The organism is Paenibacillus tyrphae (assembly GCF_000722545.1).
In the GTDB taxonomy this organism is placed as follows: Bacteria; Bacillota; Bacilli; order Paenibacillales; family NBRC-103111; genus Paenibacillus_G; species Paenibacillus_G tyrfis.
In genome coordinates, this window is sequence record NZ_JNVM01000015.1 from 193989 (window position 1) to 215818 (window position 21830).

The 21830-nt window shown below is 56.0% G+C and carries 13 protein-coding genes; 5 read left to right on the top strand and 8 right to left on the bottom strand.

Going from position 1 to position 21830, the window contains the following annotated elements; genetic code table 11:
- Positions 1–172 precede the first annotated feature (172 nt).
- Positions 173–5605 carry an S-layer homology domain-containing protein gene (locus tag ET33_RS18960; RefSeq protein ID WP_051775440.1) on the bottom strand — a complete coding sequence of 1811 codons (5433 nt, stop codon included), beginning with the start codon at positions 5603–5605 and terminating at the stop codon, positions 173–175.
- Between the two features lie 250 nt (positions 5606–5855).
- Here ET33_RS18960 and ET33_RS36505 point away from each other — a divergent pair, with 250 nt between their 5' ends.
- Both ET33_RS36505 and ET33_RS18975 read left to right on the top strand, forming a co-directional pair.
- Positions 5856–8117 (top strand): AraC family transcriptional regulator, encoded by a 2262-nt coding sequence (locus ET33_RS36505; protein WP_051775441.1) that lies wholly within the window; start codon positions 5856–5858, stop codon positions 8115–8117.
- Positions 8118–8193: 76 nt separating this feature from the next.
- Positions 8194–10806, top strand: coding sequence for a LuxR C-terminal-related transcriptional regulator (locus ET33_RS18975; protein ID WP_036685157.1), 2613 nt, complete (start codon positions 8194–8196; stop codon positions 10804–10806).
- 302 nt (positions 10807–11108) lie between these two features.
- Here the strand turns inward: ET33_RS18975 and ET33_RS18980 are convergent, their stop codons facing one another.
- The gene (locus ET33_RS18980; protein WP_036685161.1) at positions 11109–11795 is read right to left on the bottom strand and encodes a DUF2306 domain-containing protein; all 687 of its coding nucleotides are present in this window, start codon (positions 11793–11795) and stop codon (positions 11109–11111) included.
- A 161-nt stretch (positions 11796–11956) separates the two neighbouring features.
- On the opposite strand from ET33_RS18980, the gene ET33_RS18985 reads away from it, so the two are divergent.
- The 3 genes from ET33_RS18985 (at position 11957) to ET33_RS18995 (ending at position 14005) form a co-directional block, all read left to right on the top strand.
- Positions 11957–12559: a TetR/AcrR family transcriptional regulator gene (locus ET33_RS18985; RefSeq protein ID WP_036685164.1), complete on the top strand. Its 603-nt coding sequence runs from the start codon at positions 11957–11959 to the stop codon at positions 12557–12559.
- An 89-nt stretch (positions 12560–12648) separates the two neighbouring features.
- Positions 12649–13059: a MarR family winged helix-turn-helix transcriptional regulator gene (locus ET33_RS18990; protein ID WP_036685167.1), complete on the top strand. Its 411-nt coding sequence runs from the start codon at positions 12649–12651 to the stop codon at positions 13057–13059.
- 106 nt (positions 13060–13165) lie between these two features.
- Positions 13166–14005, top strand: coding sequence for an SDR family oxidoreductase (locus ET33_RS18995; RefSeq protein WP_036685170.1), 840 nt, complete (start codon positions 13166–13168; stop codon positions 14003–14005).
- A 104-nt stretch (positions 14006–14109) separates the two neighbouring features.
- Here the strand turns inward: ET33_RS18995 and ET33_RS19000 are convergent, their stop codons facing one another.
- The 6 genes from ET33_RS19000 to ET33_RS19025 all read right to left on the bottom strand — a co-directional run bounded on the left by ET33_RS19000 (position 14110) and on the right by ET33_RS19025 (position 21642).
- Positions 14110–14370 carry a metal-sensitive transcriptional regulator gene (locus ET33_RS19000; protein ID WP_010493553.1) on the bottom strand — a complete coding sequence of 87 codons (261 nt, stop codon included), beginning with the start codon at positions 14368–14370 and terminating at the stop codon, positions 14110–14112.
- 15 nt (positions 14371–14385) lie between these two features.
- Entirely contained in the window at positions 14386–16842 is a 2457-nt protein-coding gene (locus ET33_RS19005; protein WP_036685176.1) for a CoA-disulfide reductase, read from the bottom strand.
- 146 nt (positions 16843–16988) lie between these two features.
- The gene (locus tag ET33_RS19010; RefSeq protein WP_036685178.1) at positions 16989–18524 is read right to left on the bottom strand and encodes a solute symporter family protein; all 1536 of its coding nucleotides are present in this window, start codon (positions 18522–18524) and stop codon (positions 16989–16991) included.
- Between the two features lie 3 nt (positions 18525–18527).
- Positions 18528–18857, bottom strand: a complete 330-nt coding sequence (locus ET33_RS19015; protein ID WP_036685180.1) for a DUF485 domain-containing protein — start codon at positions 18855–18857, stop codon at positions 18528–18530.
- 243 nt (positions 18858–19100) lie between these two features.
- The gene (locus ET33_RS19020; protein ID WP_036685182.1) at positions 19101–19883 is read right to left on the bottom strand and encodes a LytR/AlgR family response regulator transcription factor; all 783 of its coding nucleotides are present in this window, start codon (positions 19881–19883) and stop codon (positions 19101–19103) included.
- Complete coding sequence (locus ET33_RS19025; RefSeq protein WP_036685185.1) at positions 19858–21642, bottom strand: LytS/YhcK type 5TM receptor domain-containing protein; 1785 nt, start codon at positions 21640–21642, stop codon at positions 19858–19860. The genes ET33_RS19020 and ET33_RS19025 overlap by 26 nt, the downstream gene beginning before the upstream one ends.
- Positions 21643–21830 lie beyond the last annotated feature (188 nt).

Below are 21830 nucleotides of genomic sequence, written 5' to 3' on the forward strand. Positions count from 1 at the left end.
ATAAACAATGAAATTAAACGGAGTACGATAGTTTAACAATAAGGGGCTTCACATATTAGATATGTCTAGTATGCGAAACCCCTTATTTAATATAGCTTTTTAACTAACAGGGACTTGATCTTTCACTTATAAAGCAACTAATTTTCGACGTCGGCTGCTGCGTCAGGATGAATTACAGCTTCTTGAAGATCCGGTACAGGATGACGGCCGTCTCGGCTCTGGTCGCCTGTCCCTTCGGATTCAGTCCGCTGCCGTTGCCTTCCACGATACCGGCTTTGACCATAGCGGCCACGCTGTTCGTTGCGTACGAAGCAACGGCGGCTTTGTCGCTATAGGAAGCCAGATCTGCCGCAGCTCCGCGGATTTCAAGCTTTTTGGAGACGTCCAGCGCTCTTGCCGTAAGCACCATCAAATCTTGTCTCGATATTTTTTCTTTCGGGTTGAATTTATTGTCTTCCACCCCGTCGGTAATGCCCAGCTTCTTCGCAATGCCGATGGCCTGATAATAATAATCGCTAGGATTCACATCGCTGAAGTTGGAATCGAAATCGCCTTTCAAGCCAAGAGCACGAACCAGTAAGGTAATAAAATCGGCTCTCGTTATGTTTTGACCCGGCTCAAACGTCGTGTCGGAGGTGCCTTGAATAATTCCTTTCGAAGCCAGCACGGCGATCGCTTCGCTAGCCCACGAGTAGCGCTCCGTCACGTCGCGGAACGGATTCGGCACCGGCGCAGGCGTCGGAGCCGTTGGCGTTTCCTTGCCCGGTTTCGGAGATGCCGGCTGCTCCGGCTTCGGCTGCTCCGGTTTCGCCGGAGTTCCCGGCTTGGCCCCGCTGCCGCTTCCGTTGCTGCTGCTGCCGCTGCTGTCTTCGCTGCTCGAAGACGAGCTTTCCGTCCGCACGGTGACGCTCGGCCCGGTCGTCCAGTTCCCCGCGGCGTCTACCGCTTCGACTTGGAACATATAGCGGGTGTCGCTGCTCAGTCCCGTCACGCGGTACGACAGCTTGTCGCCAGGCAGCTTGACCAACTCTTTGTCCCCGTTCTTGATCCGGTAGCCGGTAACCGCCACATTGTCCGTCGCGGCGCTCCAGCTTAACGTTACCGCTGTTTCCGTCACGTCCGACGCCTTCAGCGCGCTACCCTCCGGCCATACCGGAGCGGTTTTGTCCGTGCCGTCCGTCGGCGCAGCGCCTGTCGTGAAGCCCCAGATGTCCGACAGCGTTTGCCCGCTGTTGTTGTCCGCCGCCCGCACGTACCATTGATTGTAGCTTTGCGGCTGCAGACCGCTCCAAACGACAGAAGCCTCCTGGCCTCCGGCCACCTGATCGACCTGACCGATGGCTTGGTCCGTATACACGCTGATGCTCATGTAATCCGTCGCCACGCGCTTCTGCATCGGCGTCAAATTCACGTCCAGCTCGAACTCGTCCTTGCCCGGATACTCCTTCGGATCGTAGTAGTTGTAGTCGTCCAAATACGGCGAATACGTTTTAACGTAAATTTTGTTGCGGTTCACATCGAATTGCAGCAGGCGGATATAGCCGAGCCCGCCTTTTTCGGCCCCTTGATAGTCCGCCAGCATCTGGTAGACGGTGCGGTCCGGTTTGCCATCGCCGTCGTCGTCGATCGGATCGATCTTCGTTTCCGCATCATGATAGTGGCCGCTCAAGACGGCAATGACGTTTTTGTTCGGGACGACGACCTTCTCGTAAATTTTGTCCGCAATCGGGGCCCGGTTGCCGGAAACGAGCAAAAATTCATGGAAGTTCAAAATCGCCCTGCGGTCCGGGTACTGCTTCAGCACCTCGTCCATCCACTGAATTTCGGCATCGCCGATGTTCCAGCCCATGTAGACGAAAATAAAGTCGTTGCCGCCCGCGGAAACCAAGTCGTAATGACCGCGGTTGTTCTGATAAGACCCGCCAAAGGTCGGCTGCTTCTTGAACCGGTCCTCTCCAAAATATTTCCAGTACTGCGTATAGTCCGACAGCTGATGGGACACGTCATGATTGCCCGCAAGCACGCCGTAAGGAACTTTTGCATCCTCCAGCACCTTCATATTCCGGTCCGCTTCGATCCACTGATACTCTTTGTCCGCTTCATCCACAATATCGCCGGTATGGACGACATATTTGATTTTCATCGCGTCCTGATTCTGGGCAATCCACTCGACGTTGCGCCGGTAAATTTCCGGGTAGCTTTCCGAGTAATACTGCGTATCGGACATCCACAAGAACGAAAAATCGTACGATTGCTGCGATACCGGAAGCTCGTCCTGCACGATCAGCTGGATCGTGCCGTTCGTATTGTACTCCCCGGCAGCCACGGTAGCGGTCAATGCAAAATCTTCCGCTCCCGCCACCTTGCTATCGAGCATCGTCCACTGCTGCGCCTTCGGGCTCCAGCCGTACAGGCTGACCTTGCGGCCTTCGAGCGATTTGCCCTTCCATTCTACCTTCACACGGTCCGTCGCTTGAACGGACGGGTCCAGCTTCGCTTCGAAACGATGGTACGGGAATTGACCGACGGAATCGTCGATCAGATAGTCCCCGTCCGCCGCACTGATCTTCCGGTAATCTTCCTCCGTGAACGCCTTCTCCCCGGCCAGCTCCAGCTGCTTCGGCGGCTCAATGTCCGACGCGCCCCGCTTGGCGGTCAAACCGGCCCGATGGCTGCCGCCATAGTGGAATCCGCGATAGAACGCCACGTTCATCTCATCGTTGTTCGGGTCCTCGACCTTCACCTTCAGCACGGCGTTCGGATCGACACTGGTCTGCCCGTCGACAGGCGCCACAACCGTCGGCTTATGCGGATCTTCCTCCGGCACCTCGAAGCTGACCGTGCTTTCCGCCTTATTGCCCACGTTGTCCGCTGCCCGGATCACGAGCGTATGCGTCCCCTTGCCAAGCTGGGAAGAGCTCGTCGCATACGGCAGCGTAACCGGCTTGCCGTTCAGCACCGCCTCGACGGCTTTCACGCCCGTCTGCGCATCCGCTACCTTCGCATCAAGCGTAAACGCTCCGCGGTACACCTTGCCGCTTTCGACCGAAGGCTTGATAACCGGAGCGGTGTTGTCGACCGTCACGTTGGCCGTCACCGTACCGTACACCGCGCTGGTGGCCGTCACTTGGTGGACGCCGTCGCTCAGCTGCTTCGTATCCCAAGCATACGCTTTGGCCTTCAATTGATTGGCATCCAGATTGAATTGGAAATCGAGCGCCTCGAAACGGCCGTCGCTGTCACCCATCTTGATCTCTTTTTCCTTATTGGCATACTTGGGATCGTACAGAGCCGTTCCGTCGGCGAGCACCAGCCGCACGTTTTTCACGTTGAAATCGTCCTTGTTCTCCTCCGGACGATCGTCGAACGGAGACGACTTCGAGCCCGCCCGGATCGAAAATACGTTACTGCCTACCCGCAGCCGGTCTGCACCGATTGGCACCGAAAGGGTCTGGTACGTCGGGATCGGGTCTTGGAACGTATAGATGATTTCTTTGCCGATGGTTACGGCATTTTTGAAATAATAATCGACCGAGGCCGCCTCGAAAGCAAAATAGGCATCGCTCTCCATCGCAGCATACGTCTGGGAAGAAAGGTCTTGACCGTCAATGGCCAGCTTCACCGCATCCGGACCGGACTGACCTGCAGCCGCTTTGACGATGCGCTGGCCGGATACGAGCTCCCCGTCCTTCAGGTTCAGCCGGAGGCCGTCTTTATTCATCCCCCCGGTCACGTTCGCACGGTATACGGGAGACGTCGTCTCATTCTTCCCGTCGGACACCTTGAAATAATACTCGATGTACGATTTACCGATCAGGTCGGGCGAATACACCGTATAATGATACTTTTTATCGTTGTAGTTCTGGTACAGGTACCGTTTCGTGTACTCCGCCTGGTTGTCGGAGCGGAAATACAGCGCCGTCGTCAGCACCTGACGGTCATCCACGGCATCGGCGACCAGCTCCAGGTTGCTCCACTGCTCCACTTGCGACGCCTGAGTCAGGTTCGCCACCGTCGGAGCCGACGTATCCGGGGTAACGATCAACGATTGTGCCGGCACTTGCCACCGCTCCAGGCTTCCCGGACTGGCCGGCTTCAATCCGGCGCTCGCCTTGATCATCGTGCCTGTGCCGTCCATCGGATACTTGTAAACGATGCCGTAATTTTCTTTCGTCTCGTTCGGCAGCGAGCCGTCATAATACGCGACGGATACGTCGACATGCGTATTGGTTCCGATGGAAACGCCCCGCTTGGAGCCATTGGCCATCCCGTCGCTGTATACTTTGACGATGTCCGTATTTTCCACGAGATTCGTCTGGTAGGCCGCGTTAAAATCCGCTACGGTTTTGGCCGTATTTTGGCTGTTGATGACCCAGAACACGAACGGCTTCTTCGGCGGAAGAATCAAGTCTTCCCGGTCCGTCGGCCAGAGGACGTCGTCCTCCGGCCCCGAATCGGTATACCGGTAGAACAGCTTGTAGTCCTTGAAGTTAATCGGCTGGTCCGTATTGTTGTAAATCTCGATAAATTCGTAGCCGTCCGCTCCTCCCACATTCGTGCTGTTCGGCAGCAATTCGGTCACGAGGATCGGCGGCAGCTTGGAATAATCGAAGTCGGGCAGCTTCACCGTTACCGTATACGTCTCCGAGGTAACCGTCCGGCTCCCATCCTTCGCTTGAATGAAATACTGCAGCACGGATTCGGCCAGCGACTCCCGCGGAATTTTCGCCGTATAGCCGCCGCCCGGAGCAGCAGACATTGGCAGCGACGTGAACGCCGACTGCGAGCCGGTTTTATAATAGACCGCAGCGGTTACCGTCTGCTGATTCCCGGTAAACACGGCCGAAATCGGCAAATCGTCGGCATTCGACGCTTCCGCAGGAGGCGTGTGATTAATTTGCAGCTTGGAGCCCGACGGCACGTCGTCCGGCGTCAATGCCGGTACCTGAAAGGCCTCGATCCGGCCCGGCGATGCCGCCGTCGTTCCTGCGCTGCTCATCGTCATGTTGACGCTGCCGTCTGTCGGATACTGATACACGATACCCATGTCCTGAACCGTCTGGGCGTCGTTCTGATACGATGCGGAAGAGATGATGCTGCCGCTCTTGTCCTTCACCAGCAGGCTCCGGGGCGCGCTGTTCGACATGCCTCCGCCGCCGTTCACGCGGAACAAATTGACGTTTTCCTGCAGCGACGTGCCGTAATTCGCATTGAAGGCCGCCGTCGGCTCGTTCGTATTGTCGGCGTTCATGACCCACAGCACGATCGTCTGCTGAGGCGGAATCGCCATATTGTTGTTATAGACCGCCGACCACACCGTCTCGCTCGATCCGGCCAGATAGGCCAGCGTATAGTCCTTGAAGTTGACCGTCTGCTTTGAATTGTTGTATACCTCGATGAACTCGTAAGCATCGACGGCTTTTCCCGCCACATTCGAGCTGTCGGGGACAAGCTCCGTAATAAGCAGCTTCGGCACTTTACCATAATCCGGCGTACCGGCCGCCTCCGCTGCCGATGTTCCCCATCCGCCCGGAGGCAGCAGTCCAAGCAGCAGACCGCCCACCGTCAGCGTCGAAACCCATGATTTCCACTTCCTGTTAAACACGCTTTGCACACTCCCGTCTGGTCTTGTAGGTGGATTTCCGTCTTTCAAATCGAACTATACCCGGGAGTGGCCGAGCTGCCTATACACATCTTCTTCGATCCTTTTCACCGCTTGGCATCCGCCCGTTAAGCTTTTGTGAAGCGCCAAATCGTTAAAAAAGCGCAGGATCCAAAAAAGTGACCATACCTTTGGAAGCCGGTATTGCGCTACAATATAAGGAAGCATCCAGACGATAAAGGAGCCCGCCCTCATGATTGCTTTGCTTGTTCGCCAATCTTTATTCCGCAAAATATTAACGAGCTTTATGATCCTGATCGTCATCTTCGCATTGGTCGATGTCGCCATTTTCTCGCTCGTCAAAAACCGCCTTCACGGCGAACGGATCGAGCAGAACCGGTTGACGCTGCGTAATGCAGCGGACCGGTACCACTCCCAGTTCGAGCGGGTGAAAAACGCGCTGTACAAGCAGTACACGGACAAGGACGTGACCCGGCTGAACCGCCTCATCATCTCGATGACGCAGAAGAATTCGTTCAAAACCGATGCGATTGTGGATGATATCCAAGTGATCGTACGGGAGCCGGAGCTGTATTTGGACAATATGATGCTGCTGTTCAAGCCGGTTCCGCTACTGGTGGACAAGAAGGGCGCCACCGAAGAGGAACGGCTTTTCTCCGAAATCTTTACGAGCGAAACGTATTCTCTTTCGTATTGGAAAGCGCAGTTCGAACGCGAGCCGAACTATGTCATTCATCCGGCGGCTTCGTTCTTTAACCCGGCGGAGCATCCGGAGAAAAAAACGCTCATTCCGTATTCCATCAAGCCGCCGACGGCGAGCTATTTGGTCGTCGCCATGATCGACGCCGAACGGCTGCAGCAAGCGATTGCCGGAGAGCGGACAAATCTCAACCTGACCATTCTGGAGCCGGACGGACGCCTCCTGTACCGGACGGATACCGGCGGCTCGGAGCTGCCGGACGGGCTACTGCCCGCGCTGCCGGCAGCCGGCGGCGGGCCGGATTATATGGTGCTGGACGACAACTATTACTTCAGCCAACAAGATACGGACGGCTTGCAATATGTCCTGACCGTTCCGGGCCTGAGCTTCGCGGAAGAGGCGAACCGGCTGAACAAGCTCATGCTGCTTGTGATGGTGGCGGCGGTCATCGTCAGTCTCGTGCTGTCGGTCCTGTTCAGCAAACGAATTCATAAGCCGGTCCGGGAGCTGCTCTCGTCCATCTCGAACCCTGGCGAGACGGCGCTGGATAGCCAAATCCACGAATTCGACCTGATCGGCCATAAAATCCAGACGCTGCTCAAGGAGAAAGACGAGATCCTCGGGGAGCTGCGGCAGCAGCAATCCGTATTGAACGGCTACGACTATATCGCCAAATTGAAAAATATCAATCACGAGCTGAGCGACTGGCACAGCATTCCGCATCATGCGGAGACGTTCACCATCGTGCTCTACGAGCTTCGCTTCCGCTCGGCCGCGTTCGTGGATATGCCGATCAATCGGGAGCTCGCGGCCCAATCGATCGGCGAGCATCTCAAGCTGGTGACGGACGAGCGTTTTCCCGGCTCCTATACGTTCCGGATGGAGGCGCATCAATTTCTGTCCGTCGTGCCGGGCAACGAACGGGACCGCTTGGTGGCGATGCTGGAAGAGCTGAAGCCAATGCTCGACCGCGACCGGCGCCATTGTCTTGTCACGGCGGCCGTCAGCTCGTGGTTCGGGCATTCCGCCCAGCTCGGGCACGCCTACAAGCAGGTGCAGGAGATGGCCCGGCAAGCGAGACTGCTTGAGGAGATGCAGATCGTGCTGGAGTGCCGCAATGATCCGTCCGCCTATGCGCTGACCCTGACGCAGGAGCAAGAGCTGAATGCCGCGCTGCAAGCGGCCAACGCAGCCGAAGCCGTCCGTCTCGTCGGACAATGGCTGGACGAGCTGGACCGGGACGAAGCGAGCGTCCGGCGGTTCCGTCTGTTCGCGTCCTCCGTCTCGGCGCAGGCGCAAAAAATCGTGGAGCATTACAAAGTCGAGGCAAGCACCTCCTGGCGGCTGAAGCCGATGATCCAGCAGCTCGGGGAATGCTGTACGCTGGAGGAATACCGAGGCACGCTGCAAGCGTTCCTGAACGCCGTCACCGTATTCATCAAGGAGAAAAAAGAAGCTTCCGATCCGATCGTCGAGCACGTGCTCGGCGTGCTTCAAGGGCATTATGCGGAGGACCTCTCGCTGGAGGCGCTGGCGGGGACACTGAACCTGACGCCGGCCTACGTCTCCACCTATATTAAGGAGAAAACCGGGGTCAATTTTACCGACCATCTGCATGACATTCGCGTCCGGAAGGCGCAGGAGCTGTTGCTCGAAACCGGCATGAACATTCAGGAAATCGCTGAGCAGGTCGGCTACCGCAATATTTCCTCCTTTAACCGGATGTTCAAAAACCGCACCGGGCAATCGCCCGGCGAATACCGGAGAACGCAAACGATGGCGCGCACTTCGTGAGACGGGGGATAGAACTGAATATAGCGAATCAAGTATAATGGGAAAGAGATCAACTTAACCGTTCTGCGGAGGAATTATGATTCGCTACTCAGAGCCCGTCGTGCTAAAAAGCAAAATTTCACCGCCCCTTACCCGCGAAACGCTTGTAGCGCGGGATCGTCTTCTGCACAAAATTTCCAAAGGCGTGAAGGGAAGACTTACCACCGTCTGCGCCCCTCCGGGATTCGGCAAGACGACCCTTCTCTGCCAATTTGTTCGTTATAACGAACAAGCGGCCGCTTGGGTATCGCTGGACGAGCGGGACAACGATCTGGCCCGCTTCTGGCGTTATGTCGTTCACGCTGTGGACGCCGCCATTGCCCCCGGATTTGCCGAGCTGATGGCGCCTGTGCTGCACACGTTTCCGCAAGGCTCCGTCGATACCATGATCGATGTCATGATGAACGAGCTGCATTCGCTGGACCGGCCCGCGGCCTTGATCCTGGACGACTACCACTGCCTGTACGACAAAAGCATTCATGAAAGCGTCAGCTACATGATCGATATTTTGCCGGATAACGTGCATTTGCTGATCGCGAGCCGGACGGAGCTTCCCTTTTCGACGGCCAAGTGGCTGGTGAGGGATGAACGGACGGATATTCCGGCGCCCCATATGCTGTTTACCAGCGAGGAGGCGGAGATTTTTTACCGGGAAGTCGTGAACCTTCCTTTGTCTGCCGACAACATCGCCAAAGTGCTCGGAGTGACGGAAGGTTGGGCCGCCGGCTTGCAGCTCGTTTCCCTCTCGCTCCAAGAGCGCCGGGATTACGAGCGGCTGGTGCATACCTTCTCCGGCATCGATCTTAATATCGCCGATTATTTGTTTCATGAGGTGCTGTCCCGGCTGTCGACAGAATTGTACGAGTTCGTACTGCAAACGTCCGTTCTGCAGCGTATGGACGATTCCATCTGCGACACGGTGACGCTTCGCGGCGACAGCCGGCTTGTTCTGGAGCAGCTTCGCAGCCGCAATCTATTCATCGTTGCGCTGGACGACCGTCATACATGGTTCCGGTATCACCATGTCTTCTCGGAATTTCTGCGCACTCGTCTGAGACACGAGCACCCGGAACAATGGACCCGGTTAAACCGGTTGGCGAGCCTTGGCTTTGCCGAGCGGGGGATGCTCGACGATGCGATCGACCATGCGATTGCCGCCGAAGATTACGCGCTCGCCTCGGCCCTCCTCGACAAGCACATCTTGACCGCGCTGCTGCGGGGAGAGTTCGCCACCTTGCTGAGCTGGTTCGCCTGCTTCCCTGCCCGTACGGCTTGGCCGCCTCAGCTGCATTTGCTGTATGCTTTTCTATTGGTCGTGACCGGACAATTCGAACGCGCCGAGGATGATATGCGAACCGTCGAGATTCGGCTCGCCAACGGAGAATATGCTCCCGAAATCCGGGACCACGTGCGCAGCGGATTGTTTTTCGTCAAAGCGAATCTGATGTTTTCTAGCGGCCGGTATGAGCAATGGTATGCATTTGCCGAGCGGATGAACGAGCTGCTGCCGGAAGACCCGGTCTTCTACAATTTCAATTACAACGAATCGGAGCCCCTCGTCCGCCGCACCGCCTTCGGTTTGAAGGGAGCGCTGTCCGACGAAGCGGGGAAGATCGGCAGACGATTCGTGCAAATGCTCGAAGCCCGCGGCTGGAAAGATTCGCTGATCAATCAATATGTCGTGCAGACGTTGGCCGAGTCCATGTACGAGTGGAACTGCTTGGAGGAAAGCCGTCAGTTATCGGAGCAGGTGGAGAAAGTATCCCGGGCCAAACGAATTCCCGGCTTGTTCGTGCCCAACCGCATTACACAGGCCCGGATCGATATCGCCGAGGGCCGTCTGTCGCTGGCCGGGGAAACGATGGATGAAGCGATCGACTTCGCATCCCGCCATGCCGAATACTATTGGGTTCGCCCGCTCCGGGCGTTCCGGGCGCGAATTCATTTATTGCAGGGCCGGATTGAGGAGGCCGCCGAGCAGATCGCCCTGCTGCAGCTGCCGCTAGACCTCAAGCCGACGTACAATCGGGAAATGGAGGTTTTGAGCGTCACCCGCCTGCTGGGAGCCTTGGGCAAGGAAGACGAAGCTCTTCGCCTGCTGGAGCAGCTAAAGCCGCAAGGCCGCAGGGAAGACTGCTTGATCAGCATGATCGAGATTCCGATCCAGCAGGCGCTGATGGAGCAGCGGCGTGGGCAGTCGGGTCGAGCGCTCGACTTTCTGCACGAAGCGCTTAGCGTCGCCGAGCCTTACACGTACATCCGCAGCTTTGTGGACGAAGGCCAGGCGATGGCCCGGCTGCTTCAGCAGTACGTCGCGCGGCAAAGCGCATCGGAGACGAAAACGCGCTTGTCCGCCTATGCGGGCAAGCTGCTCGGATGGTTTCCGCAGCCAGGCGATGATCCGCCTGCCGTTCCCTCTTCCGCCGGGCTGGTGGAGGCGCTGACACCAAGCGAATGGAGAATGCTGAACGGCATCCGGCAAGGCGCCTCGAACAAGCAGATCGCCCTGGAGCATGCATTAAGCGAAGGTACGGTGAAAGTATACCTATCGCGCATCTACGGCAAGCTGGGCGTCTCTTCCCGCATCCAAGCGCTGCTGCGGGCGCAGGAGCTGGGGCTTTTCGATCGGCAGGATTTTTGGTTTGAATAGCGAGTAGCCAAAAAGCACCGTCCGTTAGATGGTCGGTGCCTTTAGAGTGTTGATGAAGAGATTATTGATGAAATAGAGATACATACGGAGGTGGGGTATCTACTGGAGGAGCGATAGCGCTCGCCTTTGTCTGCGGGAAATACCCGCTGCTAAGCGGCTTCAATTAAAAATTTCCTGCAGACAAGAGCGACCGGAAGTCCCCACCCCCTCGTACACCTCTATTACCTCAATTGACTACTTTCTCAACGCTCTGAGCACCGTCCGCCGGATGGTGCTTTTTTTTTCGGCAAAATAGCCGAATATCAGGCAATAACCTTATTTTTCTTGCCTCCTGACGGCACGATGGCCGCAGGTCTGGTATAAATACAGCGGATGACGATCTCGGCTAACGCGAAGTTCAGCACTAGCGTGCCGTAAACTCCCAGCGTATAGCTGAGCGCATATTCGACGCCGAATCCATTATGAAAAACAAACGTGAACATATGGATGAATAGATTCGTGAAGCAAAAAGCGTAGCTGCGAACCATCCATTTCCGATGGCTGTCGACCTGTTTTCGCTTGATTTGCACAATCGCTGCAATGGTCAATCCCATAAAAATAAGATTCATCACATTAAACGCGATGCTGTTGATTTTTCCTCCCGTCGAGTAAGGGGCCATATAGCCGGAAGTGAGAACGACAACCGCAACGGACAGGAGGTACAAGTAGCCGTTTACCCGGTGCAGCCTCCGGTGCTTGCTTAATATTTTCGTTGAAAAATTAATGGCCCCCGCGATCATGGCCACACAAGCGAAAACAATATGAACGTACATCACATTTAACCAGACAGGGAGAACAACGGCGCGTTTCAAATCGGTTTTATGACTCAGAAATTCAGCCGCTTGCGGGTCATGAATGAAATTAACATACGTCACGTAAAGCATATAAACGACGGCAACGACGATCATCAGCAGATACAGCGACTTGCTCCTGCTTTGCAGCCTTCTCATGCGAACTATCCCCTTTCCATTTTAGAGACCGGACCGTCCGGTTTCTTTTTTTATTATATATTACCAAGTACTATACCTCACCCATAAAATGTTACAATATATGTACGAGCAAGCGAGCCCTTGAATTCCGCACAACGATAAGGCAAGAAAGGAACCTGTCCATGCGTAAAGGCGAACAAACGAAGGCCCATATCATTAAAAAATCCGCGGAGCTGTTTAATCTAAAGGGTTACTCCGGATCAACGATACAGGATATTATGGAAGCGACCGGCTTGACCAAAGGAGGCATTTACCGCAACTTCTCCAATAAAGACGAAATTGCTTTTGCCGCGTTCGAATATGCGGGGAAGGTGCTGTGGGAGCATTTCTCATCGGCGATGCAAGGCTCCGAGACCGCTACGGAGAAAATATTGGCGATGTGCGGCGTATACCGCGACGCGGTTCATCATCCTCCGCTCCAAGGCGGATGCCCTTTTTTAAATACCGCCGTAGAAAGCGATCATTCGTACCCCAGCATGCGCGAGCATGCGCTGGCGGCTTATGGCGGGATGCTGTCGTTTCTGCAAAGCATTTTACAGCAGGGTATAGCCGACGGGGAATTCCGTGCCGATCTGGACACCGAATCGGTGGCTTCTTTCGTCTTCTCCACGATCGAAGGTGGCATTATGGCGAGCCGGTTGACCCGGGACAACAAGCATGTCGGCTATGCGATGAAGCATATTGAGCAATTGCTGGGCACCTATAAGCACGGTTCAAGAAAATAAGGCACGCGGGCTGAAGCGTCTGGCATGTATTTTTAATCATCCTGTTGTTATAATGTATAGGAAGTTAACAATTAAGGAGAACGTCCCCCATGGAACTCGATCATCTGATTACTTCTAAATTTCGTGAAATCAAAAGTGTGCTTTCCGCCTACTTAACACAAATACTTCCTGCCTATGAAATAACCCCGATTATGATGTATACGCTCGAATATTTGCGCAAACATCCGGATTCCATAGCCGTTGATATCGCGAATGAGTTCGGCTTGACGCGGGGAGCCGTCACTCAGCTTCTGGATAAGTTGGAAGAGCAGGATCTCGTTGTCCGCAAGCCGCACCCGAATAGCCGGAGAAGCCTGTCCCTCCAAGTGACGGATCAAGGGAATGAGCTTGTAAAAGCGATTCTCGATGCGTACAACAAGAAAATTGAAAAGCTTTTTGCAAATTACTCGGCGGACGAGCTCGCGTCCCTGAAGCAGCTTTTGGAGAAATTGCCTTTGTAGATCCCAATGCCTTATGCGTTGGGATTTTTTTAACCTGTCTTGACTTTATTGTTTATTTTCTATATTGTTTAGTTTGTGAACAATAAAGCATAAGGAGTGTTTATACATGGATAAAATCATTGCCATTACCGGAGCTTCTTCCGGCATCGGACTCGCAACCGCCATCTTATTTGCCGGCCATGGCTGGACGGTTTATGCAGGGACCCGCAACGTCCTGCGCGATCAGGAGCAGCATGGCGGACGCCCCAACCTTCACTTTCTCGAAATGGAAGTTACGCAGCCTGAGTCGTTGGAGCGGGCTTTCGCAACGATCGAAAATAGGCACGACCATTTAGATGTGCTTTTCGCGAATGCAGGCTTTGGCTTTTTACGTCCTCTGGGGCAAGCTACGTTCGAGGAAATTCAAACCGTCTTCGATACAAACGTCTATGGAGTCATGCATACCATTCGTGCCGGACTCCCGCTCCTGTGCAAGGCGGAATCCGGTCATCTCGTAGCCACAACAAGTGTCGGCGGGTTAGTCGGTCAACCTTTAAACGAAATTTATTGCGCGAGCAAATTTGCGGTCGAAGGCTTGTTAGAGAGCTTGGCCACTTACTACAAGCCGACTTTTAACATCGATGTCACATTGCTCGAACCCGGCGCGATCGCCACCCATTTCAACAGCACCGTACTCTCGCATGTCGAACAAACCGGCGGCATCCGCGACGATGAATACAAGTCCGTTTTCGAAACGTATATCGGCACGTTCTCCAAACGGAATGCCGTTCCGCAGACGCCGGAGTCCGTCGCTGAGGTGATGCTGAAGCTGGTGAACATGGAGACGAAGCCGCTGCGCATCCGCACATCGGAGCAAGCAGACGATTTCGTACGCTTCAAAGTGGGGCAGGACCCTACCGGACTCGACGGCATGCTGAATACCCGTAAGCTGCAATTGGATCTGTAAAACGAAAAGAGAGGTGCAGTCTAATTAGGCTGCACCTCTTTCTATGCCCGGATGCCGGAGCCGCCGCAAAATTCCGTGTCGTGCAGCGCGGGCTCCCGGCCCCTCTACCGGCTCTTGACCAACAGCTGCACCGCCTCTTGGATCACTTGATCGGGCGAGTTGCCTTTTTCCAGCTCCTCCCGGATACAATGCTCCAGATTCGCCCCGATGACCGTGCCGATCGTCCGGTCCACGGCCGTCCTTATTGCAGATAGCTGCGTTACGATGTCTCTGCAATCTTTTCCTTCTTCCAGCATGCCGAGCACTCCGCGAATCTGGCCTTCGATCCGCTTCAGCCGGTTTTTGACTGCATTATCGTATTCCACACCGATTCACCTCTTCTAAATAAACAAATTCAAGCCCGAATCCTCGGCATCGCCCAAATAGGTCGCTACGCCGGCATAATCGATACCGTCGATCAATTCTTCCTTGTGGATGCCCATAATATCCATGCTCATCGTACATGCAACCAGCTTGACGCCGGACCGGATCGCATTGCCCATCAAGGCTTCCAGCGAATCGACATTTTTGCGCTGCATGACGCGGCGAATCATCTTGGCGCCAAGACCTCCCATGTTCATTTTGGACAAAGGAAGGGCGGCCGCGCCTTTGGGCATCATCATCCCGAACATCGCCTCCAAGCCGTCCTTCTTCACGGCCGGGGCTTCGGCCTTGCGCAGCACGTTCAAGCCCCAGAAGGTGAAAAACATCGTGACCGGCTTGCCCATCGCTGCGGCCCCCGAGGCGATGATGAAGGCGGCGATCGTTTTGTCCAGATCGCCGCTGAATACGACCATCGTCGCGCCGTTTTTCGACGAAACCGGGACGGATTGCTGCGGTGCGGCATCGGCCCCTTTCACGAGCACCGCCCGCACGCCTTCGGGCGAAGATTCGACCGTCTCCAGCGGATTGCCTGTTTTTTCGCACCATTTGGCAATATCCGCAGCGAAGCCAAAATCGGTGGCCTTCACTTCGAGCCGTTCTCCCGGCGCCATCTGCCGGACCGCTTCGTATACTTTCATAATAGGGCCTGGACACTGCAATCCGCAAGCGTCGACCTGAACCTGAGCTTGAACGGGAGAAGCCGGGGCCGGGGAATCGGCCGGCACCGCCGACGGACCGCTGCCCGTCTCGGAAGCCAGAAGGGGCGGCTCGTCAGCCATCGCGGCGTACGTCCTGTAGCCCCCGTCCAAATTGCGCACCTTGTACCCGTGCTGCTGAAGAAGCCGGGCCGCAACATACCCCCGCAAGCCGACCTGGCACGAAACGACAACCGGATGCTGGAGCGGCAGCTCATCCAGCCGGTTCCGCAAATCGTTCAGCGGAATGCAGACCGAACCTGGAATGTAGCCCGCCATCCGTTCGGCGTCGTCCCGGACGTCGACGAGCAGTCCACCGCCCTCGACATACGCATCCACCTCGTGCCACTGCATCGTCTCGACCAAGCCTTCCATCACATTGGACGCGACGTATCCCGCCATGTTAACCGGGTCCTTGGCCGATGAATACGGCGGCGCATACGCCAGCTCCAGTTCGGCCAGCTCGGCTGCCGTCAACCCTCCGCGCATCGCCGCGGAAATCACGTCGATCCGCTTGTCTACTCCGTCCTGCCCGACGGCTTGCGCGCCGTAAATGGCGCCGCTTGCTTTATCGAACAGCAGTTTGAGCGACAGCGGCGCAGCTCCGGGATAATACCCGGCGTGGGAGGCCGGATGGATGTGGATAGCCTCGTACGGAATCCCCGACTTGTTCAACGTCTTCTCATTCACCCCAGTGACGGCCGCGGTCAGGTCGAACGCTTGGACAATCGCCGTTCCGTAAGCCCCGGGGTAGGACGCTTTCCGTCCTTGAATCGCGTCCGCGACCAGCCGCCCTTGGCGGTTAGCCCCCCAAGCGAGCGGCACAACCGTTTCGAAGCCGAGCGTCCGGTCTTTGACTTCGATCGCATCGCCCACCGCGTAGATGGACGGATCGCTCGTTTGCAGCCGCTCGTTTACACGGATGGCTCCTTTCACGCCAAGCTCAAGCCCCGCCTCGCGGGCCAATCCGCTCTCCGGCGTCACGCCGATCGCCAGCAGCAGCATATCCGTCCGGAGGACTTGCCCCGAAGACAGTCGCAGCGTTTTCCCACGATCTTCGATCGCGACGACGGACGCACCGAGCACAAGATCTACTCCTTGGAGATGCATGTGCCGTTCCACCGGTTTGGCCATCTCGGGGTCAAGCGGCCCCAGCACCTGCCCGTTCCGCTCCACCAGCGTCACTTCAAGACCGCGATGGCGCAAATTTTCGGCCATTTCGACGCCGATAAACCCTCCGCCGATAATAGCGGCATGACGCGGCTTATGCTCGTCAATCCATGCGTGAATCCGGTCCGTATCGGGAATATTGCGCAGCGTGAACACCGCTTCCGCCTCGGCTAAGCCGGGAATCTCCGGCACGATGGGCTTCGCTCCCGGCGATAACACGAGAACATCGTACGGATATTCCGTTTCTTCGCCGGTATCCAGCTGCTTCACCCGTACTTTTTTACCCTCCCGGTCGATCGCCGTCACTTCCGTTCGCACCTTAACGTCGATGCCGAACCGGTCCTTCATCCCCTGCGGCGATTGAAGCAGCAGCTTGTCGCGGGACGCAATCGTCCCCCCGATATAATAAGGCAGCCCGCAATTGGCAAACGAAATATGCTCCCCGCGTTCGAACATCGTGATCGAATCGTGTTCGTTCAAACGTCTTAATCGGGCAGCCGCCGTAGCGCCACCCGCCACTCCGCCAACGATGACAATATTTTTAGACATGGCAATCAGTCCTTTTCTATTTAATGATAAATACCCTATGGGGTATATAATATACCTATAGGGGTATATTAGTCAACCGGACAACGAGAAAAAGAGCCGTGCGCCTGCACGACTCCTTGAACAACTCTAACGTTATTCTCTTCAACTCACACGACCTCTTGCATGCCCGTATTTGCTTTTACCAGAATCTCATCGTACTTCTCGTCGTTGCGCTTGGAGGATAGCAAGGTTCCGGCAATGGCGCCCACGAATCCGATCGGGATCGAGATGATGCCCGGATTCGTCAGCGATATCAGCGGTTCTCCGACGAGAATGGCCTTCCCTGCGACCGGATCCCACACGTTGGGGCTGACCAACACCAGGATCAACGAGCTGATCAAGCCTACGAGCATCCCCGTCACGGCGCCGGCGGTATTGAATCTGCGCCAGAACACGGTGAACACGAGGACCGGCAGGTTGGCGCTCGCAGCGACGGCGAAGGCCAGCGAGACCAGAAAAGCTACGTTCAGCTTCTGGGCAAACAGCGCCAGTATAATCGAAATGATCGCAACTCCAACGGAGGCCAGCTTGGCGGACCTTACCTGCTCCTTCTCCGTCGCCTTCCCTTTACGCAAAATATGGCTGTAGAAGTCGTGCGCGAAAGCCGAGGCCGCCGAGAGCACGAGTCCGGCAACGACCGCCAGAATCGTAGCGAACGCTACAGCCGAGACGAAAGCGAACAAGAAATCGCCGCCGAGCACCTTAGCCAGCAGCGGGGCCGCCATGTTGCCGGCCGCATTCGCCTGCACGATCACATCCTTCCCGACAAAAGCAGCCGCGCCGAAGCCGAGGAAAATCGTCATGACATAGAACACCCCGATAACCCAAGTCGCGACAACCACGGACTTCCTGGCGGTCGGGGCGTCTTTTACCGTAAAAAAGCGGATCAAAATATGCGGCAGGCCCGCGGTACCGAGCACGAGCGCCAGATTGAGCGAGATCGTGTCCAGCCCGTTCGTAAACTTGTTGCCCGGATTCAGGAAAGCTTCTTTCAACGGCGTAGCCGTGGCCATCGCATCGAACATATGAAGGAGATTAAAGTCGAATTTGGCGAACACAATCAGCGAAATGATGAACGTTCCCGCCATTAGCAGCACGCACTTGATGATCTGTACCCAGCTCGTGGCCGTCATCCCGCCGAACACGACGTAGACGGTCATCAGCGCCCCGACGATCAAGACCGAGGTCGAATATTCAAGACCAAGCAGCAGCTTGATCAAGGCTCCGGCGCCGACCAATTGGGCGATCATATAGAAGATCGAGATCGTGATCGAATTCAGCGCCGCCACGCCCCGCACTTTCTTGTTGTCAAAACGGGCCGCGATCATATCCGCCATCGTATATTTACCCAGATTGCGCAGCGGCTCCGCGACCAAATATAACACGACGAGATACGCGACAAGAAAGCCGATGCTGTAAAAGAAGCCGTCGAAGCCGAACAGCGCCACCATGCCGGCTATCCCCAGGAACGAAGCTGCGGACATGTAGTCACCCGCTATGGCCAGACCGTTCTGCCAGCCCGTCAACCCGCCCCCGGCGGTATAAAACTCGCTGGCGGTTTTCGTTTTTTTGGCCGCATAATACGTAATGACCAGCGTTCCCGCCACGATGATCAGAAACAAGAGAAAGGCTGTATTCATCATCGGCTACCCCACCTTCCGTAGGCTCGTTTTGGATTCGTCTTTGATTTGTTCGGCCAAGGCGTCGAACTCGACCGCCTTGCGGGTATACAGCGAACACAGCACCCAGGTCATAATAAATTGCGCGAAAGCGAAAATCCATGCCCACGTGATCGAACCGACCGCTTTGGTGTTCAGCAACTGCGAGTACGAGGTCAGGACCGGAAGAACGAAGTAGAACACGAGGAAAAAGATCGACATCGGCAGGATAAAACGTTTCTTTTGGACCATCAGCCTGCGAAACGTATCGGAGCGTACGATTTCGCTGTAAGCATTCCTTCGGGATTGTTCTTTCATTGGTTTTCCCTCCTGCAAAGATTGATCGTCGCTCTTGGTCTAACGTCTGCCGGAAGTACCGGCCGCCGCGCTATCGGAACCGAGATGCTTCATTCATCGGCCCCAGATCCCAGTAATTTACTTGTAAGCGCTTTATAATTGTAGCATAGGAATGCACGGATCACTTGAACTTCGGCGCGAAATGTCAAAAAACGTCCCTCAAACGGATAAAAGCCGTCCTGAACGGCGGCCTTTCCCGGCCTGCTACTCTCCCTGCAGCCGCTTGATCAATTCCTTGGCCGCCACTCTGGACAAAGGCACTTTACTCCGCCCGGCATCCTTCAAGACGACGTTGTAAGCGCCGTTAAACCACGGCTCGATTTCATCGATGCGGTCCACATTGACCAAATAGCTGCGGTGCGTCCGAAAAAAAGCATATCCCGTCAGTTTCTCCTCCAGCTCCTGAAGCGTCTGCCGGGTCGCATGCATCTGCCCGTCGGCCATATGAATTTGCGTCAGCTTCTCTTCCTTGACCGCATAGCTGATCTTCGCAGGCTCGACCACCACCATACGGCTGCCGTCATCGATGAGCAGCTTCGGCTTGAATGCGCTCCGGGAGCGGATTGCCCCATCCGCAGCCAGCGAAGCCGCCACGGCAGCGGGCGGGATCGTCTTCCCTTCGGAGGGAATCCGCATTTTGCGTATTTTTTGCAGCGTTTGGCGAAGACGTTCCTCGTCGTAAGGCTTTAACAAATAATCGGCCGCTTCCAGACGGAACGCTTCCACGGCATACTGTTCGTAGGCCGTAGCAAAAACAATATACGGCCGCGGATCGACATCCATCAGCTTGTGTGCGGTCTGCACCCCGTCCAGGCCGGGCATATGAATGTCGAGAAAGACGACATCCGGCTTGTGCACCGCTGCCAGTTCCAGCAGCTGAACGCCGCTCGCAGCAAAAGGCAGCAGCTCGACGTCCCGTTCCCGGGACAATAAATAAGTCAGCTCCTCCCGCGCCAGCCGCTCATCTTCTGCGATCATCACTTTCATCTATCGTTTCACGCCTTTCCTCCGCTTGATAAGGTATCGTACATTCGATGCGCGCCCCTCCCTCGGGCGGGTTGAAAAATTTCAGCCTGGCCTCCGGGCCGAACAGGTGGATCAGCCGCCGGTTCACGTTATAGACTCCAATGCCCGTGCTCCCGCTCCCGCCGCCCGTGACCGGAGAATCTCCCAGCGTCTCCAATACGTCCGCCGGAAAACCGTTGCCGTTGTCCTTGACCACAATGTGAACCCCGTCCGCTACGCGGCGGAGCTCGACATGAATGTCGCCCCTGTCCATCCGTCCTTTAAAGCCATGATGAATGCTGTTTTCCACCAGCGGCTGGAGTGTGGAAGGCGGGATGGACACGGATTCCAGGCCGGGATCGCATTGGCAATCGACGAAAAGCTGGTCCTCGAACCGGATATTCACGATACCGAGGTACGTATGGAGATGCTCCAATTCCTTATACAGCGGGACAAGCGGCGCTTGGGTCATCGTCAGGTTCATGCGCATGTAATGCCCGAGCTGTACGGTAACCCGTCTGGCGGCTTCGGGCTTAATCCGAATCAGCGTGACGATCGCATTGAGCGTATTGAACAGAAAGTGCGGGTTAATTTGCGCTTGAAGCGCTTTCAATTCCGCATCCTTCATCAAGCTTCTCAGTTGCTCCGCCATCGCGATATCGAGCTGGATCGAGATCAGCTTGCTCAGCCCCCGGGCAAAAGCCTCCTCCACCGGGCGGATCTGCCTAACGCTGGGATAATACAATTTGATTAATCCCGCGACTTGTCCCCCGCTTCGGATCGGAACGATAATCGCCGCGCCGATCGCCGGGTGGTGCGGTTGAATTTGCCCCTTCGTTTTGGCAATCTGAATTTCCCCGGTTTGGACCGCCTTCCTCGACAACTCCGAAGCGATAGGCGTTCCTTGGATGCCCGGCATCATCCCGGTGCCTGCGTGCGCCAATATTTTCTCAGTATCCGTAACAGCGACCGCGCTGGCGCGAAGCTCGCGGCGCAGCACACTGGCCGCCGCTTCGGCAGTCTCGAAGGTCAGCCCCTGCTTAAGAAACGGAAGCGCCATCTCCGCAATATGCAGCGCCCGCTGCGTCTCGGAGGCGGCTGCTCTTTCCTCCTCCTTCATGGCTGCTTGAATCATCGCAACCAAAATACCGACCCCTACGCTGTTGGCCGCCACCATCGGTACCCCGATGAGGTCCACGGTGCGGATCGCGGCAGGCGAGGATTCATTTACAATCAGCACGACGCCCATTTGCAGGATGGGAGCGAATACGCTGATAAATAGCGCCTTCACCGGCGCGATGACTCTTTCTTCGGCAAAGAAGCGGGCAACCAGTCCGGCCAAGAGACCCAGAATTGGCGTAGACACCGCATCGGCGACGCCGGTAATCCCGCCCAGGCTGTAAGCGTGAATGCCGGAGATGAGACCCGCCCCCGTGCCTACGGCGACCCCGCCGAGCAGACCGGCCACCATCACCCCGATCAGTGCCGAATCCGCCATCGCCTCCTCCGGCTGAAGGGAAGCCACAAGAAAGGAAGAGTCCACCCTCTCCCCAGTTATCGTCACTCCGGCGTACGTGCCTCCGATGCTGACCAGACCGAAAACCAGCGAAAACGTCAATCCGGTTCTCCAATCCGGCCTCCGGTCGAGCAGGTAACGGAACTGCGGGATTCGGGTAAGGATGAACGTAATCAACAACAGCAGGCCCATCCGCTCCATGAGCAGCAAGGTTAAGTGCTGCATCCGCATCCCTCGTTCCTTGGCTAGTTATCCCCATTATACCCGGAATTGAGCGCGGGAGAGTAAACTTTTTGGGATAGACTGCGCCCCTGCTTATAGAGATAAAAAAAAGCACCGTAAAGGTGCGGAGCTTGTTGAGATAGTGGTCGTCACTAATACAGCGGAATATACGGAGGTGGGGTATGCACTGG

What these genes read in the sequence shown, in the direction of transcription:
- ET33_RS36505 (WP_051775441.1), top strand. Translation starts at nt 5,856, where the DNA reads ATGATTGCTTTGCTTGTTCGCCAATCTTTATTCCGCAAAATATTAACG.
- ET33_RS18975 (WP_036685157.1), top strand. Translation starts at nt 8,194, where the DNA reads ATGATTCGCTACTCAGAGCCCGTCGTGCTAAAAAGCAAAATTTCACCG.
- ET33_RS18980 (WP_036685161.1), bottom strand. Translation starts at nt 11,795, where the DNA reads ATGAGAAGGCTGCAAAGCAGGAGCAAGTCGCTGTATCTGCTGATGATC.
- ET33_RS18985 (WP_036685164.1), top strand. Translation starts at nt 11,957, where the DNA reads ATGCGTAAAGGCGAACAAACGAAGGCCCATATCATTAAAAAATCCGCG.
- ET33_RS18990 (WP_036685167.1), top strand. Translation starts at nt 12,649, where the DNA reads ATGGAACTCGATCATCTGATTACTTCTAAATTTCGTGAAATCAAAAGT.
- ET33_RS18995 (WP_036685170.1), top strand. Translation starts at nt 13,166, where the DNA reads ATGGATAAAATCATTGCCATTACCGGAGCTTCTTCCGGCATCGGACTC.
- ET33_RS19005 (WP_036685176.1), bottom strand. Translation starts at nt 16,842, where the DNA reads ATGTCTAAAAATATTGTCATCGTTGGCGGAGTGGCGGGTGGCGCTACG.
- ET33_RS19010 (WP_036685178.1), bottom strand. Translation starts at nt 18,524, where the DNA reads ATGATGAATACAGCCTTTCTCTTGTTTCTGATCATCGTGGCGGGAACG.
- ET33_RS19015 (WP_036685180.1), bottom strand. Translation starts at nt 18,857, where the DNA reads ATGAAAGAACAATCCCGAAGGAATGCTTACAGCGAAATCGTACGCTCC.
- ET33_RS19020 (WP_036685182.1), bottom strand. Translation starts at nt 19,883, where the DNA reads ATGAAAGTGATGATCGCAGAAGATGAGCGGCTGGCGCGGGAGGAGCTG.
- ET33_RS19025 (WP_036685185.1), bottom strand. Translation starts at nt 21,642, where the DNA reads ATGCAGCACTTAACCTTGCTGCTCATGGAGCGGATGGGCCTGCTGTTG.